The 22355-nt window shown below is 68.8% G+C and carries 21 protein-coding genes; 18 read left to right on the top strand and 3 right to left on the bottom strand.

Features of this window, described 5'->3' with window-relative positions:
- Positions 1-123: 123 nt before the first annotated feature.
- From EV651_RS30675 to smc, 10 genes are all read left to right on the top strand, one after another.
- On the top strand, positions 124-1737 hold the full coding sequence (locus EV651_RS30675) for a DAK2 domain-containing protein (RefSeq protein WP_133788746.1): 1614 nt from the start codon (positions 124-126) through the stop codon (positions 1735-1737).
- A 23-nt stretch (positions 1738-1760) separates the two neighbouring features.
- Entirely contained in the window at positions 1761-3986 is a 2226-nt protein-coding gene (recG, locus tag EV651_RS30670) for an ATP-dependent DNA helicase RecG (RefSeq protein ID WP_133788835.1), read from the top strand.
- Positions 3983-4567: a 16S rRNA (guanine(966)-N(2))-methyltransferase RsmD gene (rsmD, locus tag EV651_RS30665; RefSeq protein ID WP_133788745.1), complete on the top strand. Its 585-nt coding sequence runs from the start codon at positions 3983-3985 to the stop codon at positions 4565-4567. Before recG ends, rsmD begins: the two co-directional genes overlap by 4 nt.
- A complete protein-coding gene (gene coaD, locus EV651_RS30660; protein WP_133788744.1) occupies positions 4564-5034 on the top strand; it encodes a pantetheine-phosphate adenylyltransferase in 471 nt (156 codons plus the stop codon). The genes rsmD and coaD overlap by 4 nt, the downstream gene beginning before the upstream one ends.
- Before the next feature lie 128 nt (positions 5035-5162).
- Positions 5163-5678, top strand: a complete 516-nt coding sequence (locus tag EV651_RS30655; RefSeq protein ID WP_238157287.1) for a DUF177 domain-containing protein — start codon at positions 5163-5165, stop codon at positions 5676-5678.
- A gap of 91 nt (positions 5679-5769) precedes the next feature.
- Positions 5770-5961, top strand: coding sequence for a 50S ribosomal protein L32 (rpmF, locus tag EV651_RS30650; protein ID WP_130387616.1), 192 nt, complete (start codon positions 5770-5772; stop codon positions 5959-5961).
- Between the two features lie 15 nt (positions 5962-5976).
- Positions 5977-6705 (top strand): ribonuclease III, encoded by a 729-nt coding sequence (gene rnc / locus EV651_RS30645; RefSeq protein WP_130387617.1) that lies wholly within the window; start codon positions 5977-5979, stop codon positions 6703-6705.
- Position 6706: 1 nt separating this feature from the next.
- Positions 6707-7561, top strand: coding sequence for a bifunctional DNA-formamidopyrimidine glycosylase/DNA-(apurinic or apyrimidinic site) lyase (gene mutM / locus EV651_RS30640; RefSeq protein WP_133788742.1), 855 nt, complete (start codon positions 6707-6709; stop codon positions 7559-7561).
- Positions 7562-7749: 188 nt separating this feature from the next.
- Positions 7750-7905 (top strand): hypothetical protein, encoded by a 156-nt coding sequence (locus EV651_RS30635; protein ID WP_238151152.1) that lies wholly within the window; start codon positions 7750-7752, stop codon positions 7903-7905.
- Positions 7906-8200: 295 nt separating this feature from the next.
- Complete coding sequence (smc, locus tag EV651_RS30630) at positions 8201-11761, top strand: chromosome segregation protein SMC (protein WP_166658850.1); 3561 nt, start codon at positions 8201-8203, stop codon at positions 11759-11761.
- 4 nt (positions 11762-11765) lie between these two features.
- Here smc and EV651_RS30625 read toward each other — a convergent pair whose 3' ends face one another.
- Positions 11766-12089: a nuclear transport factor 2 family protein gene (locus EV651_RS30625; protein ID WP_133788740.1), complete on the bottom strand. Its 324-nt coding sequence runs from the start codon at positions 12087-12089 to the stop codon at positions 11766-11768.
- 179 nt (positions 12090-12268) lie between these two features.
- On the opposite strand from EV651_RS30625, the gene EV651_RS30620 reads away from it, so the two are divergent.
- From EV651_RS30620 to EV651_RS30605, 4 genes are all read left to right on the top strand, one after another.
- Positions 12269-12802 carry a sigma-70 family RNA polymerase sigma factor gene (locus EV651_RS30620; RefSeq protein WP_238157286.1) on the top strand — a complete coding sequence of 178 codons (534 nt, stop codon included), beginning with the start codon at positions 12269-12271 and terminating at the stop codon, positions 12800-12802.
- Positions 12795-13496: an anti-sigma factor gene (locus EV651_RS30615; RefSeq protein WP_133788739.1), complete on the top strand. Its 702-nt coding sequence runs from the start codon at positions 12795-12797 to the stop codon at positions 13494-13496. Before EV651_RS30620 ends, EV651_RS30615 begins: the two co-directional genes overlap by 8 nt.
- Before the next feature lie 30 nt (positions 13497-13526).
- Positions 13527-14618 (top strand): low specificity L-threonine aldolase, encoded by a 1092-nt coding sequence (locus EV651_RS30610; protein WP_133788738.1) that lies wholly within the window; start codon positions 13527-13529, stop codon positions 14616-14618.
- Positions 14619-14767: 149 nt separating this feature from the next.
- Positions 14768-15328 carry a dihydrofolate reductase family protein gene (locus EV651_RS30605; protein ID WP_133788737.1) on the top strand — a complete coding sequence of 187 codons (561 nt, stop codon included), beginning with the start codon at positions 14768-14770 and terminating at the stop codon, positions 15326-15328.
- Here EV651_RS30605 and EV651_RS30600 read toward each other — a convergent pair.
- Positions 15325-16230, bottom strand: a complete 906-nt coding sequence (locus EV651_RS30600; RefSeq protein WP_133788736.1) for a M56 family metallopeptidase — start codon at positions 16228-16230, stop codon at positions 15325-15327. The two genes, EV651_RS30605 and EV651_RS30600, sit on opposite strands and share 4 nt — an antisense overlap.
- A complete protein-coding gene (locus tag EV651_RS30595; RefSeq protein ID WP_133788735.1) occupies positions 16227-16619 on the bottom strand; it encodes a BlaI/MecI/CopY family transcriptional regulator in 393 nt (130 codons plus the stop codon). The genes EV651_RS30600 and EV651_RS30595 overlap by 4 nt, the downstream gene beginning before the upstream one ends.
- An 82-nt stretch (positions 16620-16701) precedes the next feature.
- On the opposite strand from EV651_RS30595, the gene EV651_RS30590 reads away from it, so the two are divergent.
- From EV651_RS30590 to cydC, 4 genes are read left to right on the top strand one after another with little or no spacing between them, the layout of a single operon-like run.
- Positions 16702-18105 (top strand): cytochrome ubiquinol oxidase subunit I, encoded by a 1404-nt coding sequence (locus EV651_RS30590; RefSeq protein ID WP_133788734.1) that lies wholly within the window; start codon positions 16702-16704, stop codon positions 18103-18105.
- 10 nt (positions 18106-18115) lie between these two features.
- Positions 18116-19099, top strand: coding sequence for a cytochrome d ubiquinol oxidase subunit II (gene cydB, locus EV651_RS30585; protein WP_133788733.1), 984 nt, complete (start codon positions 18116-18118; stop codon positions 19097-19099).
- A complete protein-coding gene (gene cydD, locus EV651_RS30580) occupies positions 19096-20721 on the top strand; it encodes a thiol reductant ABC exporter subunit CydD (RefSeq protein WP_133788732.1) in 1626 nt (541 codons plus the stop codon). The genes cydB and cydD overlap by 4 nt, the downstream gene beginning before the upstream one ends.
- Positions 20718-22331, top strand: a complete 1614-nt coding sequence (gene cydC, locus EV651_RS30575; protein WP_133788731.1) for a thiol reductant ABC exporter subunit CydC — start codon at positions 20718-20720, stop codon at positions 22329-22331. Before cydD ends, cydC begins: the two co-directional genes overlap by 4 nt.
- The last annotated feature ends 24 nt before the right edge of the window (positions 22332-22355 follow it).

Raw genomic sequence — 22355 nt, 5'->3', positions numbered from 1 at the left:
CTCCCCGGTCCGGGGCGAGGGACTTCCCGAACCGGTTTGGGGAGGATTCGGGCGTGGGAGGAGGGGCGGGAAGGGGTGAGGGGATGGCGGTCGGTCGGGGTGTGGCCGAGTAGCCTTCCGGGCGTGGAGGAACTGACAGTCGAGGTGCTGCGGGCCTGGGCCCGGACCGCGCTGGCCGATCTGGCCCGGGCCCGGACCGAGATCGACGAGCTGAACGTGTACCCGGTGCCGGACGGCGACACCGGCACCAACCTCTACCTGACCTGGGAAGCCGCCTGCGAGGCGCTGCCCAAGGGCGAACTGACCTTCACCGAGGCGATCCAGGCCTTCGGCCGCGGCGCCCTGCTCGGCGCCCGGGGCAACTCCGGCGTGATCACCTCCCAGCTGATCCGCGCCTGCGGTCTCCGCCTCGACGAGAACCTCCCGCACCACCAGACCGACGGCGTCCTCGCCGATCCACGGATGAGCGAGGCCGCCGCCTTCGCCGACGCGCTCAAGTTCGCCGCCGACGCCGCGTACGGGGCCGTCGCACAACCGGTCGAAGGCACGATGCTCACCGTCGCCCGCGCCGCCGCCACCGGCGCGATGACCGCGGCGAACGACGGGAAGACCCTCGCCGACGTCTGCCTCGCCGCAGTCGCCTCCGCTCGCCAGGCCCTGACCAGGACGATCGAGCAGCTCGACGTACTGCGGCATGCGGGCGTCGTCGACGCCGGAGGAGCAGGCCTCGTCGTGATCCTGGGCGCGATGGAATCGGTACTCACCGGGCAGCACGTGCGCGTCGACGTCCCGGCCAGGGTCGAGCCGCAGGGCGAGAGCGCCGAGAGTCAGGACGGGCCCGCGTACGAGGTGATGTACCTGCTCGACGCGCTCGACGACAAGATCGGCGACTTCCGGCAGACCCTGGCCGCGCTCGGCGACTCCGTGGTCGTGGTCGGCGGCGACGGGCTCTGGAACGTCCACGTCCACACCGACGACGTCGGCGCCGCGATCGAGCAGGGCATCGACATCGGCCGCCCGCACCGGATCCGGGTCACCCACTTCGACGACCAGGCGCACCACCACGAGCCGGCCCCCGGCCGCGCCGTGATCGCGGTCGTCGCCGGCGAAGGCCTGGCCGGCCTGTTCGCCGAGGCGGGCGCCCGGATCATCCGCGGCGCCCCCGGCCGCCGCTGCTCCACCGGCGAGCTGCTGCAGGCGATCGAGCAGTCAAAGGCGCCGGAGATCGTGATCCTGCCCAACGACCAGGACTCGATCGCGGTCGCCGAGGCCGCCGCCACCGCCGCCCGCCAGGACGGGATCCGGGTCGCCGTGATCCCGACCCGCGCCCAGGTCCAGGGCCTCGCGGCGATCGCCGTCCACGACCCGGACCGCAGCTTCGACGACGACGTCGTACACCTCTCGGCCGCCGCCGGGCAGACCCGGCACGGCGCCGTCACGATCGCGGTCAAGGATGCCTGGACGATGGCCGGCCGGTGCCGGATCGGCGACGCGCTCGGCGTCGTCGACGGCGACTTCGCGCTGATCACCGCCGACCTCGAGGAGGCGGCGCTGGCGGTCGTCGACCGGTTGCTCGGCGGCGGCGGCGAGCTGCTCACGATCGTCACCGGCCGCGACGCCGACCCCGCCCTGGCCGAGGCTGTGGAGCGGCACGTACGCCGGCAACGCAAAGATGTCGATGTCGTGGTGTACGACGGAGGACAGGACAGGTACCCGCTGCTGATCGGGGTGGAATAGCGGTGTTGAACAGTACGGGCGACATGGACCGCAAGCTCCGGGACTTCCTCGGAGCCAAGACGGCCAAGACGTTTGCGGACGTGCTCGAGATCGAGACCGTCGGCGAGCTGCTGCGGCACTATCCGCGGCGGTACCTGAAGAAGGGTGAGCTGACCCCGTTCGACGAACTGGAGGTCGGCGACCAGGCGACTGTCAACGGGCGGGTCAAGAAGGTCACGGCTCGCGCGCTGGACAGCAAGATCGAGATCAAGCCCGATCAGGTCCAGAGGTTCCGCAAGCAGCGGACGATCACCAAGGTCGTGGTCACCGACGGCCGCAACGACATCGAGCTGGCCTTCTTCAACCAGCCTTGGCTGCTGACGAAGCTGGCGCCCGGCACCGCCGCCCTGTTCTGGGGCGAGGTGACGATGTTCCGCACCACCATGCAGCTGAAGAATCCCGGTACCGAGGTGCTGGACGAGGAAGATCTCACCGAGGCCGAGATCGAACGCCGGGCCCGGCCGTTCCGCCCGATCTACCCGGCCACGTCGAAGTTGCCGACCGCAACGATCGAGCGGTCGGTCAAGATCGTCCTGGACAGCCTCGACGACCGCGTCGACGACCCCGTCCCGGACCTGGTCCTGCGCAACGAGAAGTTGCTGGGCCTGCGGGAAGCCCTGCAGAAGGTGCATCTTCCGGACACCGAGAAGGACATCCACGACGCACAGCAGCGGTTCCGGTTCGAGGAAGCGCTGGTGATGCAGACGATCCTCGCCCAGCGCCGCGCGGTGATGGACGCGCAGAGCGCCGTACCGCGGCCCCGGCAGCCCGGTGGACTGCTCGACGACTTCGACCGGCGGCTGCCGTTCGAGCTGACCGAGGGCCAGGCCGAGGTGGGGGAGGAGATCTTCGCCGATCTCGCCCGGCCGCACCCGATGCACCGGCTGCTGCAAGGCGAGGTCGGCTCCGGCAAGACCGTGGTCGCGCTGCGGGCGATGTTGTCCGTGGTCGACAACGGCGGTCAGGCCGCGCTGCTCGCGCCGACCGAGGTGCTGGCCGTCCAGCACCACAAGACGCTCACCAAGATGCTCGGCGACCTGGCCGAGCAGGGCATGCTCGGCGGCGCGGAACATGCCACCAAGATCGGTCTGCTGACCGGTTCGCTGAACGCCGCATCCCGCCGTACGGCGATGCTCGACGCGGCCAGTGGCGCCGCCGGGATCGTGGTCGGGACGCATGCGCTGCTCGAGGACAAGGTCCAGTTCGCGGATCTCGGGCTCGTGGTGGTCGACGAGCAGCACAGGTTCGGGGTCGAGCAGCGGGCCGCGCTGAGCGCGAAGTCCGGCGAGAACACGCCGCACGTGCTGGTGATGACCGCGACGCCGATCCCGCGGACCGTGGCGATGACGGTGTTCGGCGACCTCGCGGTGTCGACGCTCACCCAACTGCCGGCCGGGCGATCGCCGATCCAGTCGTCCGTGGTGCCCGCCAAGGAGCGGCCGGACTGGCTGCAGCGGGCCTGGGCGCGCGTCCGCGAGGAGGTCGGCAAGGGCCACCAGGCGTACGTCGTCTGCCCGCGGATCGGGGACGACGTCAAGAACGCGAAGGACGAGGAAGGCGAGCTTCTCGACACCGACGAAGGCGGGAAGAAGCAGGCCCGCCCGCCGATCTCGGTGATGCAGGTGTCCGAGGCGCTCGCGGAGATCCTGCACGACCTGCGCGTCGAGATCCTGCACGGGCGGCTGCCGGCCGACGAGAAGGACGCGGTGATGTCCCGGTTCGCGGCCGGGGACATCGACGTACTGATCGCGACCACGGTCATCGAGGTCGGGGTCGACGTACCGAACGCCTCGACGATGGTGATCATGGACGCCGACCGGTTCGGCATCTCGCAGCTCCACCAGCTACGCGGGCGGGTCGGGCGGGGCAAGGTCCCGGGGCTGTGCCTGCTCGTCACAGACCTGTGGGCGGGATCGAAGTCGTACGGGCGACTGGACGCGGTCGCGTCGACGACCGACGGGTTCGAGCTGTCGCGGATCGACCTGGAGACGCGCCGCGAGGGAGATGTGCTCGGTGTCGCGCAGTCCGGGCGACGCAGCAGCCTCAAACTGCTCAGCGTGCTGCGGGACGAGGACATCATCCTCGCGGCCCGGCACGAGGCCACCAGGATCGTCGGCGTGGACCCCGCTCTGTCCGAGTTCCCGGAACTCCTCGCAATCGTCCGAAACGCCCTACAGTCCGAAACCACCGAGTACCTGGAGAAAACGTGACGCGTGTTATCGGCGGCGCGGCTGGTGGGCGGCGGATCGTCGTGCCGCCGGGGAGTGGGACGCGGCCGACGGCGGATCGGGTGCGCGAGGCGCTGTTCTCGTCGCTGGAGTCCGAGTTCGGGAGCTTCCACGGGCTCGTGGTGCTCGACCTGTACGCCGGATCCGGTGCGATCGGCTTGGAGGCGCTGTCCCGGGGTGCCGCGAAGGTCGTGCTGGTCGAGTCGGACCGGAAGGCGGCCGAGGTGATCGCGGCCAACATCAAGGTCGTGGGGCTGCCGGGAGCAACGCTGCTGACGCGGCCTGTGGAGAAGGTGACGGCAGGGGACGCTCCTGCGGTGTTCGACCTCGTTTTCGCGGATCCGCCGTACAAGCTGGAGACGGCCGAGCTGCAGGACGTGCTGACCGACCTGGTGACGCACGGCTGGCTGGCCGACGACGCGGTCGTGGTCGTGGAACGCGGGAAGCGGGAGCCGTGGGACTGGCCGGAGGGGTTCGCCGCGCTGCGAGACCGCAAGTACGGCGAGGCGCGCCTTTGGTACGGTCACCGCCATGGCCAAGGCGACGGGGAGGTCCCGGGATGAGTAGGGCCGTTTTTCCAGGGACCTTCGACCCGCCCACGGTTGGGCACCTCGACATCGTCACCCGGGCGGCCGCCGCCTTCGACGAGCTGATCGTCGCGACCGGGGTGAACCAGTCGAAGAACCGGCTGTTCGGCCCGCAGGAGCGGATCGAGATGCTCACCGAGCTGGTCGAGCCGTTCCCGAACGTCCGGATCGGCTCCTTCGAGGGGCTGCTGGTCGACTACTGCCGGGCCGAGGGCGCCGGCGTGATCGTGAAAGGCCTGCGTTCGGCGGCCGATTACGACTACGAGCTGCAGATGGCGCAGCTGAACCGGCGGATGACCGGCGTCGACACGGTCTTCCTGCCGACCGCGCCGGAACACGCCTTCATCTCGTCCAGCTGGGTCAAGGAGATCGCCCGGCTCGGCGGCGACGTCAGCACGTTCGTGACGCCGGCCGTTCACGCACGGTTACTGAACACGCTGTGAGTGTCCCCGGATTGGGCGCAACGCCGGGGACTTGGTAGTGTTGATCACCGGTCTCGACGAGACCGAGTTCTTGCCTGCCCACGCCTGAAAGGGATGTTCTGAGCGTCTTGGACCCGCGGTCCCCACTCGTGATCGACACGCACGAGCTGACCCGCCGCGCAGGGTCCCAACGCGAAGTCACCTTCACGGCGCCGGCGCCGGCGGATCTCGGAATCGACGTGATCGGCGTCCCCGAGGGCGATCCGATCCAGTTCGATCTACGGCTGGAATCGGTGGTCGAAGGGGTGCTCGTCACCGGAACGGCTCACGGCCGCCTGGTCGGGGAGTGCGCGCGGTGCCTGGTCGATATCGAGGACGAGTTTCTCGCTGACATCCAGGAGCTGTACGTCTACCCGGAGAGCGAAGCCGAGCCGGACGAGGCCAGCCGGATGGAGGGCGATCTGATCGACCTCGAGCCGGTGCTGAGGGACCAGGTGGTGCTCGCACTGCCGTTCCAGCCGCTGTGTACGGACGACTGTCCGGGTCTGTGCCCCGACTGCGGGGTACGCCTGGCGGACGAGCCCGGCCACAAGCACGAGGACGGGACCGATCCACGCTGGGCCGCCCTCGGCAACCTGCTCCAGCAGGACCAGCAGGACAACTGAAACAGCAACACCGCAGTACCGCTCCACCCGAAAACGTCAGACTGAGCCGGCCGGGTCCACCAGCCCCCGGCCGAACCGAGGAGTCATAACCGTGGCCGTTCCGAAGCGGAAGATGTCGCGCAGCAACACCCGGAGCCGCCGGGCGCAGTGGAAGACGACTGCCCCGTCGCTGGTCACCTGCGTGAACCCCGCCTGCCGCGCGAAGCACCTGCAGCACACCGTCTGCCCGAACTGCGGCCAGTACGGCGCGAAGGGCGAGCGTCGCCAGGTCGTCGAGAGCTAAACGGCCACCTTCACAGTGAACTCTGCCAACGAAACGGGGCTCTACGCCGAGCTGAACCAGCGGCTCGGCGTATCGCTGGCTGACGAACTGCTGGAGCACGCCTTCACCCACCGCTCGTACGCGTACGAGAACGGCGGGCTGCCGACGAACGAGCGGCTGGAGTTCCTCGGGGACTCCGTGCTCGGCGTCATCGTCACGGAGTCGTTGTTCCGCAACCATCCCGACCTGTCCGAGGGCCGACTGGCCAAGCTACGGGCCGCGGTGGTCAACATGCGTGCGCTCGCGGGTGTCGCCCGCGAACTCAAGCTGGGCAAGTACCTGCGGCTCGGCCGCGGCGAAGAAGCCACCGGCGGCCGGGACAAGTCGTCGATCCTTGCCGACTGCGTCGAGGCGCTGATCGGCGCCGTGTACCTGGATCGCGGCTTCGAGGTCGCGGGCGGGGTCGTGCACCGGCTGTTCGACGACCTGATGGAGTCGTCGGCCCGGCTCGGCGCCGGCCTGGACTGGAAGACGTCGCTGCAGGAGCTGGTCGCCCAGCTCGGCGTCGGCGTTCCCGAGTACGTGATCGCGGAGTCCGGACCGGACCACGCGAAGACGTTCGAGGCGCGGGTCCGGATCGGCTCCGACACGTACGGCCACGGCATCGGCCGGAGCAAGAAGGAAGCCGAGCAGCAGGCCGCCGAGACCGCCTGGAAGGCCCTGCGCGCCGCGCATCCCGACAGCGTGGACCCCTCGCAGTCCTGAAGTGCCGGAGCTTCCTGAGGTAGAAGTCGTACGGCGGGGTCTGGTGGAGTTTCTCGCCGGACGGACCGTCGAGACCGTCGAGGTGCTGCACCCCCGCCCGGTACGGCGTCATGCCGCCGGGCCGGAGGACTTCGTGTCGCGGCTCAAGAGGCAGGTTTTCGCCGAGCCGGCCCGGCGCGGCAAGTACCTGTGGCTGCCGTTGACGTCCGGTGACGCGGTATTGACCCATCTCGGAATGAGCGGTCAGTTCCGGGTCCAGCCGGTCGGCGCGCCCGACGAGCCGCATCTGCGGGTCCGGTTCCGGTTCGCCGACGGCGGCGGAGAGGTCCGTTTTGTGGACCAGCGGATGTTCGGTGGTCTGTCGTACTCCGAGGGCGGCGCCGAACTGCCCGCCGAGATCGCCCACATCGCCCGCGACCCGTTCGATCCTCTGTTCGATCCGGAACTGGCGACGGCGAAGATCCGCCGCCGCCGGACCGGCCTCAAGCGGGCGCTGCTGGACCAGACCGCGATCAGCGGAATCGGCAACATCTACGCCGATGAGGCGTTGTGGCGGGCCAAGCTGCACTACGCCCGGGCGACAGAAACGCTGAAACCCTCACAAATAAAGGGCATTCTCGAGCAGGCGCATGCCGTGATGGCCGAGGCGCTGACCGTTGGTGGCACCAGCTTCGACGCCCTGTACGTCAACGTGAACGGGGAATCCGGGTACTTCGAGCGCGGCCTGAACGTCTACGGGCAGGAAGGATCGCCGTGCCCGCGGGACGGCCGGCCGATCCGTCGCGAGCCGTTCATGAACCGTTCGTCGTACCGGTGCCCGAAATGTCAGCCGGTCCCGCGCCACGTCCGCTGGTGAACGAGGTATCGTTAATAAACGTGGCCCAGGTTGACCCGTCGCCCTCGCCGGTGTCACCCTGAAAGACGGCACACATTTTCGGCGCTCCTTCATGACCTCGACACGGAGCGCGACCGGCCAGAACCCTTCCGGAGGACAGCACAATGGCCAAGGCTCTTCTAGGGCATCTTGGAGGAACTGACCCGCGCATGCTCGAGCAGGTTCGTCTGCTCAACCGGCGCGTCGCAGATCTGGAGGCGCACGTGATGCGGCTCCAGGCAGAGAACGACCACCTGGTGGCACAGATCCACGAGGGTCGGCTGCTCACCGTCGACGAGGCTCTGCGTACCCCCGCTTCGGTCTGACGCCAGCAGAGATTCGATCTCGACCGTCCGCACTACGCTGCTACGTTCGCGGGACGGCGGTGGCCCCCGTCCGGGCCTCCGCCACCGTGGTGTGTAACAGCGCCGTAGGTTCAACGATTGGTTGTGCACCCATTCTCGCCGGCCATCTCTCAACGGCCTGGCCTCCGCTGGATTCCGCGGATCTCTTTGTAGACTGCGAAGCGGAACACCTTCCCCCGGGTAGCGGCAGCGCGACGTACAGCTACGGCGGTTCCTCCGGTACCGTCTGTCCTTTCACGGGTTGGAGAGCTTCGCCTTGTACCTGAAGAGCATGACGCTCCGAGGCTTCAAGTCGTTCGCGTCCGCGACGACGATGAACTTCGAACCAGGCATCACCTGCATCGTCGGGCCGAACGGCTCCGGCAAGTCCAACGTCGTCGACGCGCTGGCCTGGGTGATGGGTGAGCAGGGCGCCAAGTCGCTGCGCGGCGGCAAGATGGAGGACGTCATCTTCGCCGGCACCTCCGGCCGCGCCCCGCTGGGCCGCGCCGAGGTGGTGCTCACCATCGACAACACCGACGGCGCCCTGCCGATCGAGTACGCCGAGGTGACGATCAGCCGGACGATGTTCCGCAACGGCGGGTCCGACTACCAGATCAACGGCCAGAACTGCCGCCTGCTCGACGTCCAGGAACTGCTCAGCGACTCCGGGATCGGCCGCGAGATGCACGTCATCGTCGGTCAGGGCCAGCTGGACTCGATCCTGCGCGCCACGCCGGAAGGCCGCCGCGGGTTCGTCGAGGAGGCCGCCGGCGTCCTGAAGCACCGCAAGCGCAAGGAAAAGGCGATCCGGAAGCTGGAGGCCACCGAGGGCAACCTGCACCGGCTCGGCGACCTGATCCAGGAGATCCGCCGTCAGTTGAAGCCGCTCGGGCGCCAGGCGGAGGTGGCGCGCCGGGCGGTGACCATCCAGGCGGAGGTGCGCGACGGCCGCGCCCGGCTGCTCGCCGACGACATCGTCCAGGCGCAGTCCGCGCTCGAGGCGGAGCTGCGGGACGAGGCCGCGCTCACGCAGCGGCGTACCGAGACCGAGGCGAAGCTGCGCGAGGCCCGCGAGCTCGAGGCGGAGCTGGAGGACGCGCTCCGCGAGGACGCGCCGGCCCTGCAGGCCGCCCAGGACACCTGGTACCTGCTGTCCGGCTTCGGCGAGAAGATCAAAGGTACGGCGCGGATCGCGGCGGACCGGATCCGGTCGCTGAACGACGAGGCCGAGGAGCCGCGGGCCGGCCGCGACCCCGAGGAACTCGAACTGGAAGCGGCCCGGGTCCGCGAGACCGAGGCGCAGATCGAGGCCGAGGTCGAGGCGCATTCCGAGCTGCTCGCCGAGTGCGTCGAGCGCCGCCAGCAGCTGGAGGCCCAGGAGGCCGAGGAGGAGCGCCGGATCTCGGCGCTGATCCGGGCTGCCGCTGATCGCCGCGAAGGACTGGCCCGGCTGACCGGCCAGGTGAACGCTCTGAAGAGCCGCGCGGCCGCCGCCGAGTCCGAGATCGGCCGACTTGCCGCCAACCGGCGCGAGGCCGAGGAGCGTGCCGCGAAGGCACAGCACGACTTCACCGCGCTGGAGACCCAGGTCGCCGGGCTGGACGCCGGCGAGAAGGGCCTCGACGACCAGTACGAGGCTGCCCAGGCGGTTCTCGACGAGCTGGACGAGCGGCTGGCGAAGCTGCGGGCCGAGGAGCGCGACGCCGAGCGTGAGCGCACCGGTCTGGCTGCCCGCAAGGAAGCGCTGGAGCTCGGTCTGAACCGCAAGGACGGGGCCGGCGCGCTGCTGGCCGCGTCGGAGCAGGTGAACGGGCTAATGGGTTCGGTCGCTGCCCTGCTGAGCGTGCGGTCCGGGTACGAGACCGCGATCGCAGCGGCGCTCGGCGAGGCCGCGGACGCGGTCGCCGTCACCCATGCCGACGCGGCGCTGCAGGCCGTCGGTCACCTCAAGGAGCACGACCTCGGCCGCGCCGGGATGCTCCTGGGCGACGCTCCGGCCGACGACTACGCGACGTGGCCGGCGCTGCCGTACGGAGCGTCGTACGCCGTGGATGTCGTGGAATGCCCGGAGACCCTGCGGCCCGCCCTACGGCGGCTGCTGCGCAAGGTCGCGGTCGTCGACGACGTGGACGCGGCACGGTCCCTGCTGCGGAACCTGCCGGACGTCACCTGTACGACGCGTGTGGGCGACGTACTGGGCGCTCATTTCGCGTACGGCGGGTCGGACGCGGCACCCAGCCTCATCGAGGTGCAGTCCGCGGTCGACGAGGCAACGGAGAAGCTGACCGAGGCGACGGCCCGCAGCGAGCGGCTGCGGTTCGAGCTGCAGGGCCTCGAGGAGGAGCGGAGCCGCCAGAAGGAGTCCGTCGAGATCACGCTGGCTCGGCTGCACGAGTCGGACGCGTCGATGGCGGCGGTGGCCGAGCAGCTCGGGCACTTCGGATCGCTGGCGAAGGCGTCCCGCGGCGAGGCGGAGCGGATGGCTGAGGCGATCGCTGCCGCCGAGGAGGAGCGCGACCGGAACCTGTCCGGTCTGGCCGAGCTCGAAGAGCGGTTGATGGACGCCGAGGCGTTCGACGAGGAGGGCGACGAGCCCGACACGTCGCAGCGCGACCGGCTGGCCGAGGAGGCCAAGGCGGGGCGTGCGGCCGAGATGGAGGCGCGGCTGGCGCTGCGGACCACCGAGGAGCGGGCCCGGGCGCTGTCCGGTCGCGCGGACTCGCTGGAGCGCGCGGCCCGGCAGGAGCGCGAGGCGCGGGCCAGGTCGATCGCGCGGGCGGCACGCCGGGCGCGACAGGCCGAGGCGGCGAACGCCGTACACCTCGCCGCCGGTCACGTGCTGGCGCGGCTGGAGTCGTCGTTGCAGCTGGCCGCGGCCGAGCGGGCGGCGATCCAGGCGCAGCGGGCCGACCGGGAGCAGGCGCTCGCCCAGGCTCGGTCCGCGACACGGAACCTCAGTTCCGAGCTGGAGCAGCTCACGAACACCGTGCACCGGGACGCGCTGGCCCGGGCCGAGCAGAAGATGCGCCTGGAGCAGCTGTACGAGAAGGCGCTCGGCGAGCTCGGTATCGAGGTCGACGCTCTGGTCGCGGAGTACGGACCGGACAAGCTGGTGCCGCCGCTGCCCAAGGCCGGTGACGACGACACCCTCGAGCTCGAGGCCGAGCCGTTCAACCGGACCAAGGTCGAGAAGCGGCTCAAGCAGGCCGAGCGTGCGCTCAACCAGCTCGGCAAGATCAACCCGCTCGCGCTCGAGGAGTTCGAGGCGATGGAGGAGCGGCACCGGTTCCTCTCCGAGCAGCTCGAGGACCTGAAGAAGTCGCGGCGCGACCTGATGGACATCGTCAAGGAGGTCGACGACAGGGTCGAGCAGGTCTTCACCGAGGCGTACCGGGACGTCGAGATCGCGTTCGAGCACGTCTTCAGCCGGCTGTTCCCGGGTGGTGAAGGCCGGCTCGTGCTGACCGATCCCGACGACATGCTCTCCACCGGTATCGACGTCGAGGCGCGCCCGCCGGGCAAGAAGGTCAAGCGGCTGTCGCTGCTGTCCGGCGGTGAGCGGTCGCTGGTCGCGGTGGCGTTCCTGGTTGCCCTGTTCAAGGCCCGCCCGTCGCCGTTCTACATCCTCGACGAGGTCGAGGCTGCCCTGGACGACACCAACCTCGGCCGCCTCCTGGAAATCTACGAGGAACTCCGCGAGAACAGCCAGCTCCTGGTCATCACCCACCAGAAGCGCACCATGGAGGTCGCCGACGCCCTCTACGGCGTCACCATGCGCGGCGACGGCGTCTCCGCCGTCATCTCCCAACGAATCCGGGAACCCGAGCCCGTCTAGAACTTCAGGCGGTGATGGTCATGGAGGCCAGTTCGTCGCCTTGGGTTTCGAAGGTGAAGTGGGACGGGCCGTTGAAGCCGTCGCCGCCTACCTGGGTGCGGATCGTCAGGGGGTTGCCGGGGCTGGTGACCTGGGTGTCGGTGAAGGTGACGTTCTTGCCGATCAGTTCGTTGTCGCTCCAGGAGCGGATCCGGTCGTGGCCGCGGAACTCGCGGCCCCAGTCGTTCACATAGCCGTCCGCGGCGAACGCCGCCACGAACGCGTCGTTGTCCAGGGCGTCGATCGCGTCGAGCGCGCGCTGAACCGCTGCGGGAATCTCTTGGCTCATGCCGACGACGATATCGCTCCGGCGTGAACCGATCGGCGGATCGGCACGTATGACAGGTGACGTTCGGAACCGATCGGGGAGCCTGTGATGAAGCGTGTGATGAGTGGATAGGCCGTCGGTGGTGTCTGTCTGGTGCTGTCGTGGTGTGGGCGCCCGCTGATCCCGGTATCGTGCGGTCGGTGGCTGACAACCCAGGGCCGCGCGACGCCGAGACCCTGATCCGGGCGCTGTACGCCGAACACGGCCGCAGCTTGCTGGCCTACGCCACCCGCCTCACCGGCGATCGAGCCGCGGCCGAGGACGTCGTACAGGAGACGCTGCTGCGGGCCTGGAAACACGCGGACGACCTGACCAGCGGCAAAGGGTCGGTGCGGGGCTGGCTGCTGACCGTGGCGCGCAATCTGGTCACTGACCGGGCACGTGCTCGGGCAGCGCGGCCGACCGAGGTGGCGGACGTGGTGGACACGCCGCCGGTCACAGGGGATCACTCCGAGTCCGTGGTGAACACCATGGTGGTGATGGACGCGCTGGACAAGGTGTCGCCCGAGCACCGCGAAGTACTCGTGCAGCTTTACTACCGCGGCCGGTCCGTCGCAGAGGCTGCCAAAGAGCTGGGTGTTCCACCCGGTACCGTGAAATCGCGTTCGTACTACGCCCTCCGAGCTCTGCGCGCGGTGATGGCAGAGAAAGCAACGGAGGTGTCCCATGAGTGAGCATGACCGTACGCAACTGGGCGCCTACGCACTCGGTGCACTGGAGCCGGCCGAGGTAGCGGCCGTTGACGAGCATCTCGCCACCTGCGCGGAGTGCCGTGCGGAGCTGGCTGAGCTCACCGAGATGAAGGACTTCCTGGGCGAGGTACCACCGGAGGCGTTCCTCGAGGGACCACCTGAGGGTGGCGACCTGTTGCTGCAGCGCACGCTGCGCGAGGTCCGGGAGCCCCAGGCGCAGGAGCCCCAGTTACAGGAGCCCGAGGCTAAGCCCAAGCGGCGCTCGCGTTGGTTGCTGGTCGCGGCCGCGGTGGTCGTGGTGGCTGGTGCGCTCGGCGGGGGAGTCCTACTCGGCCGGTCTACCGCACCGGACTCCAATGAGCCTGTCGCCGGCTCCAAGCAGGTCACAACGTCCGACACGACGACCGGTGCCACCATGGCCGCCACCGTGGAGCCACGGGCAGGCTGGAGCTGGGTGAGGGTGCAGGTGAGCGGTCTCAAAGCCGGTGACCAGTGCGAGATGGTTGTCACCGACAAGTCCGGCAGGAGCTGGGTAGCGGGCAGTTGGCTGGTGTCCGAGAAGGCTGCCCAGTACGGGAGCGCGTTCGGCGGCGGTGTGCTGACTCCGATCGATCAGGTGCGTTCGGTGGAGATCAGAACCGTGCAGGGAAAGCACGTGGTGACGGCCACGATCTAACCCCGTTGTCCGGCGCGAGAGGATGGAGTTGTGGCTACTACCTCCGAGGACTTGCGAGAGCGCCGGAAGAACGCGGCGAACAACTGTGAGCGTTGGCTCGGCCAGCGGCGGGTGCCCGTAGCGGACCAGCTGCGGCAGCTTGCAGATGTCGCAACCGACGATCTGGTCGATGTCTACGGCAACGGTGGTGAAGTAGCCGCGCTGGAGCAGGAGGTGGCCGAGCTGCTGGGCAAACCGGCCGCCGTGTTCCTGCCGACCGGCATCCTCGCTCAGCAGGCCGTACTGCGGGTGTACGCCGACCGCGCGGGCACCAGCCGAGTAGCGGTCCACGGACTCGCCCACCTGCTGGTGCACGAGCTCAACGCACTGGAAGAGGTGCATCACCTGCGGATCGAGCGGCTGACGTCAGAACCGCGTCAGCCGCGACCAGACGAGTTGACCGCCATCCCGGGCAAGCTGGCCGCGGTGACGCTCGAGTTGCCGTTACGCGATGCAGGGTTCGTGCTGCCGACCTGGGACGAGCTGGTCGTGTTCTCCGAGTCCTGTGCGGAGCGCGGCGTACCGCTCCACCTCGACGGCGCACGGCTGTGGGAGAGCGCGCCGTACCTGGAGCACAGCCTGGCTGAGATCGCAGCGCTGGCGTCGACGGTGTACGTGTCGTTCTACAAGGTGCTGGGCGGCATCAGTGGTGCAGCGCTCGCTGGGCCCGAGGACGTGATCGCAGAGGTACGGCGGTGGCAGCGGCGCCTCGGCGGCAATCTTTACTCGCTCTTCCCGTACGCCGTGTCCGCGCGCAACGGACTTCGCACGGTGCTCCCACTGATGAACGACCTGCACCAGCGGGCCGTCGAGATCGCAATGGCCTTGCAGAGCGAAGGGTTCCGCGTCTTCCCGGAGCCTCCGCACACGAACTCGTTCCGGGTCTACGCGCCGCGTTCCGCGGAGTCGATCGAGCATGCTGCCGTCGAGCGGATGGAGCGGACTCACGAGTCGCTGTGCGGGCCGTGGCAGTCGGCCGACGTACCAGGGTGGTCGTGGGTCGAGCTGGTGATGACGCCGGCGTCGCTGGAGTGGCAGATCGACGAGATCGGCAAGGCGTTCGGGGAACTTCTGGCACGCTGAGAACGTCAAGCACTGTGTTGGGTGTGGGGATTCTGGGGAGACAAGTGCTGACATTCGTTGTCACGATGGTGGTTCTGCTGGTTCTGTCAGGGCTGGTGCTCCTGGCTGTAGCACGGGGTGAGGGAAAACATTTCGGGTAGCCTCGCTGGATGAGACGGCTGATCTTCCAGGAGTACGTGACGCTCGACGGGTACGCCGCGGGGCCGGACGGCGGACTGGAGTTCTTCGACGCGATCGGCTCGCATCCGGACGACGACAACCTCGAGCTGCTCGAGAGTGTCGACACGATGCTGCTGGGCGCTGAGACGTACCGGTTGTTCGTAGAGTTCTGGCCGACCGAGGCGTCGGCCGACGAGCCGATCGCCGAGAAGCTCAACGCGCTCCGCCTGGTCGTGGTGTCGACGACGCTGCGCAGCGCGCCGTGGGGTCCGTACGAGCCTGGTCTGGTGGTCCGGGACCTGGACGCGGTGCGGGCGCTGAAGGCGGAGCAGACCGGCAAGGACATCATCCTGTGGGGCAGCATCACGCTGTTCCAGTCGTTGCTGCGGGCCGGGCTCGTCGACGAGGTGCAGCTGCGGATCTGCCCGGTGCTGCTGGGGGCGGGCAAGAGCGCCTTCCCGTCCGGCGGCGGTTCGCCGGAGCGCCTGGAGCTGATCGAGGCGCGCCCCTGGGCTGCGGGCGGCGTACTGGTGCGGTACCGGCCGGTTTAACTGACTGCGTCGAGCATCGCCCGCACGATCGGTGCGGCGATGGTGATCGTCGGCAGGATCAGGAGTGCTGCTGCTGCGGCGTACGTGACAGCGGAGAGCGTCGGCTCGTTGGAGGCGGGGCCGGCCAGGCGTTGCACTCTCAGGACCGTGGCGGACTTGGCTGCTGCCATTGCGGCCTCTGGCGCAGGTGAACCGGCTAGTGCGACCAGGGCGCGCGCCAGTGGACGTGGACCGTTACGGCGGCGAGCGTCGTCGTCGGCGAGCAGTTCGACCAGTGTGCGTGCCTGCTCCAGCGCCACATCGCTACGCACCCAGTGCGGGAAGGCATGGTGCAGCGCGGTGAACTCCTCCAGCACCAGGTCGTGCCGAGCCCGCAGGTGCGCCTGCTCGTGGGCGAGGACAGCCTTCAGTTCACTGTCGTCCAGCCGCTCCAAGGCGCCAACGGAGACGACCACCCGCGCGCCACGCAGCGCCGGCAGGCAGTAGGCCAGCGGCGTCTCCTCGGCCAGCACCCGCAGTCCTGGGATCAGCCCGTCCGGTGTGGCCAGTACGTCGACCAGGTCGCGGTGCCGCTTGCGCCGTGCCCGAGTCCCCACCGCTACCCGCCCGATCGCCCACAGCAGTCGCACTACGACCAGCGCGACCATGGCGAGGATCGCTGCGGCCACCAGGTCGCGTGCCGACGACGGATCGAACCGTGGCTCACCGGGGCGGCCCGCAATCGAGTAGGACAACGCGACACCAGCACCTAGGGCAGCCAGTACGGCGGCCAGTGCGATCGCCTGCCACAGGATGACCGCGGCGCGGGGGACCCGGTAGGGCCAGTCGGAACGAGCCAGCAGTGCCGGTGCCGGGCCGGTGAGTACCAGCGCCAGAACGGCCAGCAGGACCGGGGTGATCACCCCGTCTGCTCCTGTTCGTTCAGCGCGGACAGGGCCTCGCGGAGCAGTGCCGCTTCCTCGTCGGACACCTGGCCCACGAAACGGACCAGGGCCTCGCGCCGGTCGCCCGCACGGTCGAGTGCGTCCCGCATCAGGTCGGCGGCCAGCTCCTCGCGGGGTGCGGCGGCGCGGTAGCGCCAGGCTTTGCCGTCGCGCTCGCGTTCGGTCAGCTTCTTCTTCGCCAGCCGGTCCAGAACGGTCATCACGGTCGTGTAGGCGAGCTCACGGGTGCCTGCCAGCCGCTCGTGCACCTCACGCACGGTCAGCGCGGCAGAAGCCGTCCAGAGCTGCTCCATCACCAGGCGCTCCAGGTCGCCCAGGGGCCGCGGACCCTTCTCCTCACTCGCCACGTGACCAGTATAACTACACGTCGTAGTAGATCCGCGCTAGCATCTACTACGACACGTCGTAGATGGCTGGGGAGGCCTTCCGATGGACACCCTGGATCTGGCGCGGTGGCAGTTCGCGATCACCACCGTGTACCACTTCTTCTTCGTGCCGGTGACGATCTCGCTGGTCGCGATCACTGCCGGCCTGCAGACCGCCTGGTACCGGACGGGGAAGGAGAAGTACCTGCGGCTGACGAAGTTCTACGGGAAGCTGTTCTTGATCAACATCGCGATGGGTGTGGTGACCGGTCTGGTGCAGGAGTTCCAGTTCGGGATGAACTGGAGCGACTACTCGCGGTTCGTGGGCGACGTGTTCGGTGCTCCGCTGGCGCTGGAGGGCCTGCTCGCGTTCTTCCTCGAGTCGACCTTCATCGGTCTGTGGATCTTCGGCTGGGAGCGCTTGCCCCGGCTGGTCCACCTCGGCTGCATCTGGATGGTGGTGCTCGGCACGCAACTGTCGGCGTACTTCATCCTCGCGGCCAACTCGTGGATGCAGAACCCGGTCGGCTTCCGCTACAACGCCGATTGCGGTCGTGCGGAGCTGACCGACCTGTGGGCGGTGCTGACCAACAAGGTCGTGCTGGTCACCTTTCCGCACACGATCTTCGCCGCCTTCATGGTCGGCGGCGCGTTCGTCGCCGGGGTCGCGTTGTGGCACCTGGTACGGCGTCCAACGGTCGACAAGGACGTGTTCCGGTCGGCGCTGAAGATCGGCGCGTCCGTCGTACTGGTCGCGAGTGTCGGGGTCGCGATCAGCGGTGACCTGCAGGGCAAGGTGATGACCGAGGTGCAGCCGATGAAGATGGCCGCGGCCGAGGCGCTGTACGAGACCGAGAAGCCGGCGTCGTTCTCGGTGTTCACCGTCGGCACGCTGGACGGTTCGAAGGAGATCTTCTCGATCAAGCTGCCGTACCTGCTGTCCTTCCTGGCCACCGGGCACTTCGACGGTGAGGTGAAGGGGATCAATTCGCTGCAGGACGCGTACGAGCAGCTGTACGGGCCGGGGTCCTACAAGCCGAACATCCCCCTGACGTATTGGACGTTCCGGTTGATGATCGGCGTCGGGATGGCGTCGGCCGCGATCGCGCTGTGGCTGTTGTGGACCACGCGCCGCGGCCGGGCTCCTACCCGCTGGCTGATCTGGCTGGCGGCCCCGCTGCCGTTGCTGCCGCTGGTGGCGAACACGTTCGGCTGGATCTTCACCGAGACCGGCCGGCAGCCGTGGCTGGTGTTCGGTCTGTTGCCGACGGCATCGGGTGTGTCACCCGGTACGACGAGCGGCGAGGTGATCACGTCGCTGGTCGGGTTCACCGCGCTGTACGGCGTACTCGCGGTCGTCGAGACCAAGCTGCTGCTGCGGACGATCCGGGCCGGTCTGGCAGGGACCGATGCGCCACCGGAATCGGCTCCGGATCAGCCCGACAAACCGCTGTCGTTCGCGTACTGAGGGGCTTGTGATGGAACTGACGACTGTATGGTTCGTCGCGATCGCGACGCTGTGGACCGGGTACTTCGTGCTCGAGGGCTTCGACTTCGGAGTCGGGATGCTGTACCGCGTGCTCGGTCGGAACGAGCCCGAACGGCGGGCCGCGATCAGCACGATCGGCCCGGTCTGGGACGGTAACGAGGTCTGGCTGATCATGGCCGGCGCGGCCACGTTCGCGGCGTTCCCGGAGTGGTACGCGACACTGTTCAGCGGGTTCTACCTGCCGTTGTTCGCGATCCTGGTCGGGCTGATCGTGCGCGGTGTCGCGCTCGAGTACCGCGGCAAGCGGGACGAGCCGGTGTGGCGCGCGCGGATGGACGCGATGATCGTCGTCGGGTCGGTACTGCCGGCCCTGCTCTGGGGCGTTGCCTTCGGCAACATCGTGCGCGGGGTGCCGCTGGACGCCGATCACGAGTACGTCGGCGGCCTCGGGACGCTGCTCAATCCGTTCGCGCTGCTCGGCGGGCTGACCTTCGTCGCGGTGTTCGTCACCCACGGCGCGATCTTCCTCGCGCTGCGGACGACCGACGACCTGCGCCTTCGCGCCAACCGGCTCGCCACCCGCACCGGTGCCGTCGCCGCGGTGCTGACGATCGCCTTCCTCGCCTGGGCGCAGGCGTTGCGCGGCGACACGGTGTCCCTCATCGTGACGATCGCCGCGATCGTTGCATTCGCCGGCGGCCTGGTCGCGAACCTCCTGCGCCGCGAGGGCTGGGCCTTCGTCGGTACGACGCTCGCGATCGGACTGGCCGTGGTGTCGTTGTTCGTTGCGCTGTTCCCCGACGTCATGCCGTCAACACTTGACCCCGGATCAACATTGACAATTGTTGATGCCGCGTCAACGCCGTACACGTTGAAGGCGATGACGATCATCACGGCGATCTTCATGCCGCTGGTGCTGCTCTATCAGGGGTGGACGTACTGGGTCTTCCGCAAGCGGGTCGTGGTCGCATGAAGCCGCTGGACCCGCGGTTGCTGAGGAGGGCCCGGGGCGCCCGGGTCTTCCTGGCGGCGTCAGTACTGATCGGCGTCGCCAGCGGCGTGCTGATCATCGTGCAGGCCGTGCTGCTCGCTCACGGCATTGCAGGGGTCGTACTGCGGGGCAGCGGGGTGACTGCTGTCGCCTGGGGTCTGGCTGCTGTCGTTACAGGCCGGGCGTTGCTGGTGTGGGCGCAGGAGGTGGTCGCACAACGCGCAGCCGCCGCTGTGAAGTCCACGCTGCGGCGGCAGGTGCTGGAGCACTCTCTGAAGCTCGGACCGGTCTGGCTGAGCGGTGAACGCAGCAGTGCGCTGACAACCCTGCTGACCAAGGGCCTGGACGACCTGGACCCGTACTTCGCCCGCTACCTGCCGCAGCTCGTCCTGGCCTCTACCGTGCCGGCCGGAGTGATCGGCTGGATGGCGACCGGTGACCTGATCGCTGCTGGAACAGTGCTGATCACGCTGCCGCTGATCCCAATTTTCATGGCGTTGATCGGCTGGGTGACGCAGGCGCGCAGCCGGCAGCGTCAGCACGCGCTGGCCGTCCTGGCGCATCACTTCGCCGATGTGGTCGGCGGACTGACCACCCTGAAGCTGTTCGGCCGCGCGAAGTCGCAGGAGTCCGCGGTACGACGGGTTACCGACCAGCATCGGGCTGCGTCAATGGGAAGCTTGCGGCTGGCGTTCCTGTCGTCGTTTGCGTTGGAGCTGTTGGCGAGCCTGTCGGTCGCACTGGTTGCTGTCGGCGTCGGTCTTCGGCTGGTTGACGGGAAACTAGGGCTCGAGACCGCGTTGATGGTGCTGATCCTGGCGCCGGAGGCGTACCTGCCGTTGCGACAGGTCGGCATGCAGTTCCACGCGAGCGCGGACGGGGTCGCGGCGAGCGAAGAGGTGTTCCGCGTGCTGGAGACGCCATTGCCCGCACGTGGCGAACGCACTGACATACCCGATCTTCGCGTGAGTCCGCTCTACCTGTACGACGTGACTGTGACGTACCCGGGGCGGGACGTGCCGGCGTTGGAGGGGTTCGATCTGGAGTTGCGGCCGGGTGAGGTGGTGGCGCTGACCGGGCCGAGCGGTGCAGGGAAGTCGACCGCTCTGGCTGTACTGCTCGGGTTCGTGGCGCCCGAGCGTGGGGTGGTCGTCGCTGCCGGCAGTGCAGCGGACGAGTTCGATCCGGTGGAGTGGCGGCGACAGTTCGCGTGGGTGCCGCAGCGTCCCGGTCTGAGGCTGGGGACCGTGGCCGACAACGTGCGGCTGGGCCGGCCGGACGCTTCGGACGACCAGGTCCGCTTGGCGCTTCTGGCTGCTGGTGCTGCCGACCTGCCTTTGGACAAGCCGGTAGGGGAGCAGGGACAGCAGCTTTCAGGCGGTCAGCAACGCCGGGTGGCGCTCGCCCGGGCGCTCATCACCGACGCCCCGGTGCTGCTGCTCGACGAACCAACAGCCGGCCTCGACGCCGACACGGAGGCCACCGTCATCACCGGTCTGCGCTCCAGCGGACGCACAGTCCTCATGGTCGCCCACCGCCCAGCCCTGATCGCCGCCGCCGACCGCACGGTCACCGTCGGCGCCCGAGAGTTGGTGAACGCATGAAGAGCCTGCAGCTAGCTCGGCCGCAGCACGAAGTGGTGTGGCGGCTCTGGTTGGCGCTCCTGCTGGGCGTCGCAGCTGCCGGGTCGGCTGTCGCCCTGCTCGCCACGTCGGCCTGGCTGATCACAGCAGCCTCGGCACAACCACCTGTGCTGTTGCTGATGGTCCCGATCGTCGCGGTGCGCGCCTTCGGTGTCGGGCGCGGCGTCTTCCGGTACGTCGAACGGCTCGTCGGACACGATGCGGCGTACCGGGTGCTGGGAGAGACCCGCGCTCGTATCACCGGGCGTCTGGAGAAGCTCGCACCGCTCGGTTCGCAGCGGAAGGGTGATCTGCTCGCCCGACTGGTGCTGGACGTGGACGCTGTCCTCGACCTCTGGCTGCGAGTCCTCCTGCCCGTTGCGGTCGCAACTGTCACAGCAGCCGCCACGGTGGGCCTCCTTGCGGTGCTGCTTCCCACAGCCGGCGCCGCGGTCGCCTTGGCGGTCCTGATCGCGTGCACCGTCGTACCGTGGCTGACTGCCCGGACTGCCGAGCGAGCCGAGCGCAACGTCGCTGGCGCCCGTGGGGACGTCGCGGCCACCACCACCGAGTCTCTGCTCACTGCAGCCGATGTGGTCGCCTACAACGCGATCGACTCGGTGCTGGACGACTTCAGCCGCCGCGACGCGCACCTGGCCGCCGCTGAACGCCGGTCTGCCTGGAGTGCCGGTCTCGGCAGCGCACTCCTCGTCCTGTGCGTCGGCGGCGCCAGCGTGGCCGCCCTGGTCCTCGGCAGTACGGCGAACATCACTGGTGCCGTCTTCGCTGTACTGGTCCTCACCCCGCTCGCCCTGGCCGACGTACTCGGCGGAATTCCCGCAGCCGCCCAACTGGCCATCCGGGTACGGGCGTCCCTCGACAGAGTGCAGGAACTCGTAGACACCCCCGCGCCGGTCACCGAGCCGACCAAGCCGCTGCCCCTCCCAACGGGACGCGACCTGCAGGTGAACCTGCTGCGAGCCGGGTACGACGGCCCTGACGTACTGGATGGACTCAGCCTCGACATGCCGGCCGGGAGCCGTGTGGTGATCACCGGTCCGAGTGGCTCGGGCAAGAGCACGCTGGCCTCGGTACTGCTCCGGTTCCTCGAGCCACGTGGGGGAGAGGTGCTGCTGGACGGTGTGGACCTGGCCAGGCTCGAAGGCGACCAGGTGCGGTCCGTCGTCGGGCTGCTGACCCAGGAGAGCCACGTCTTCGACACGAGCATCCGGGAGAACCTGCTGCTCGCGAAGCCGGGGGTCAGCGACCTGCAGGTGTGGAAGGCGCTCTACCGGGCACGGCTGGGGCTGCTCGTCGAGAAGCTGCCGCAGGGCCTCGACACCATGGTCGGGGAGCACGGTGCGCGGCTCTCGGGTGGTGAGCGCCAGCGACTCGCCTTCGCACGGCTGCTGCTGGCCGATCGCGACGTACTAGTGCTCGACGAGCCCACCGAACACCTGGACGAGGAGACCGGACGGGCGCTGCTCGCCGACCTGTTCGCGGCGGCGGGCGACCGAACGGTGGTTCTGCTCACTCACCGCCCGGAGTTGGTGCCTCCTCACATACCGCAACAATTCGTTTGCCTGACGTGACAAATGCCAGCGGCGGGCCGGGTG

It is taken from the genome of Kribbella sp. VKM Ac-2571 (genome assembly GCF_004362255.1).
Lineage (GTDB): Bacteria > Actinomycetota > Actinomycetes > Propionibacteriales > Kribbellaceae > Kribbella > Kribbella pratensis.
Note: the sequence above shows the minus strand (reverse complement) of the source record. Positions and strands in the feature narration are given on the sequence as shown.

Coding starts and splice junctions, on each gene's coding strand:
- recG (WP_133788835.1), top strand. CDS start 1,761: ATGGACCGCAAGCTCCGGGACTTCCTCGGAGCCAAGACGGCCAAGACG.
- coaD (WP_133788744.1), top strand. CDS start 4,564: ATGAGTAGGGCCGTTTTTCCAGGGACCTTCGACCCGCCCACGGTTGGG.
- EV651_RS30635 (WP_238151152.1), top strand. CDS start 7,750: ATGCTCGAGCAGGTTCGTCTGCTCAACCGGCGCGTCGCAGATCTGGAG.
- EV651_RS30625 (WP_133788740.1), bottom strand. CDS start 12,089: ATGAGCCAAGAGATTCCCGCAGCGGTTCAGCGCGCGCTCGACGCGATC.
- EV651_RS30615 (WP_133788739.1), top strand. CDS start 12,795: ATGAGTGAGCATGACCGTACGCAACTGGGCGCCTACGCACTCGGTGCA.
- EV651_RS30605 (WP_133788737.1), top strand. CDS start 14,768: ATGAGACGGCTGATCTTCCAGGAGTACGTGACGCTCGACGGGTACGCC.
- EV651_RS30590 (WP_133788734.1), top strand. CDS start 16,702: ATGGACACCCTGGATCTGGCGCGGTGGCAGTTCGCGATCACCACCGTG.
- cydB (WP_133788733.1), top strand. CDS start 18,116: ATGGAACTGACGACTGTATGGTTCGTCGCGATCGCGACGCTGTGGACC.
- cydD (WP_133788732.1), top strand. CDS start 19,096: ATGAAGCCGCTGGACCCGCGGTTGCTGAGGAGGGCCCGGGGCGCCCGG.
- cydC (WP_133788731.1), top strand. CDS start 20,718: ATGAAGAGCCTGCAGCTAGCTCGGCCGCAGCACGAAGTGGTGTGGCGG.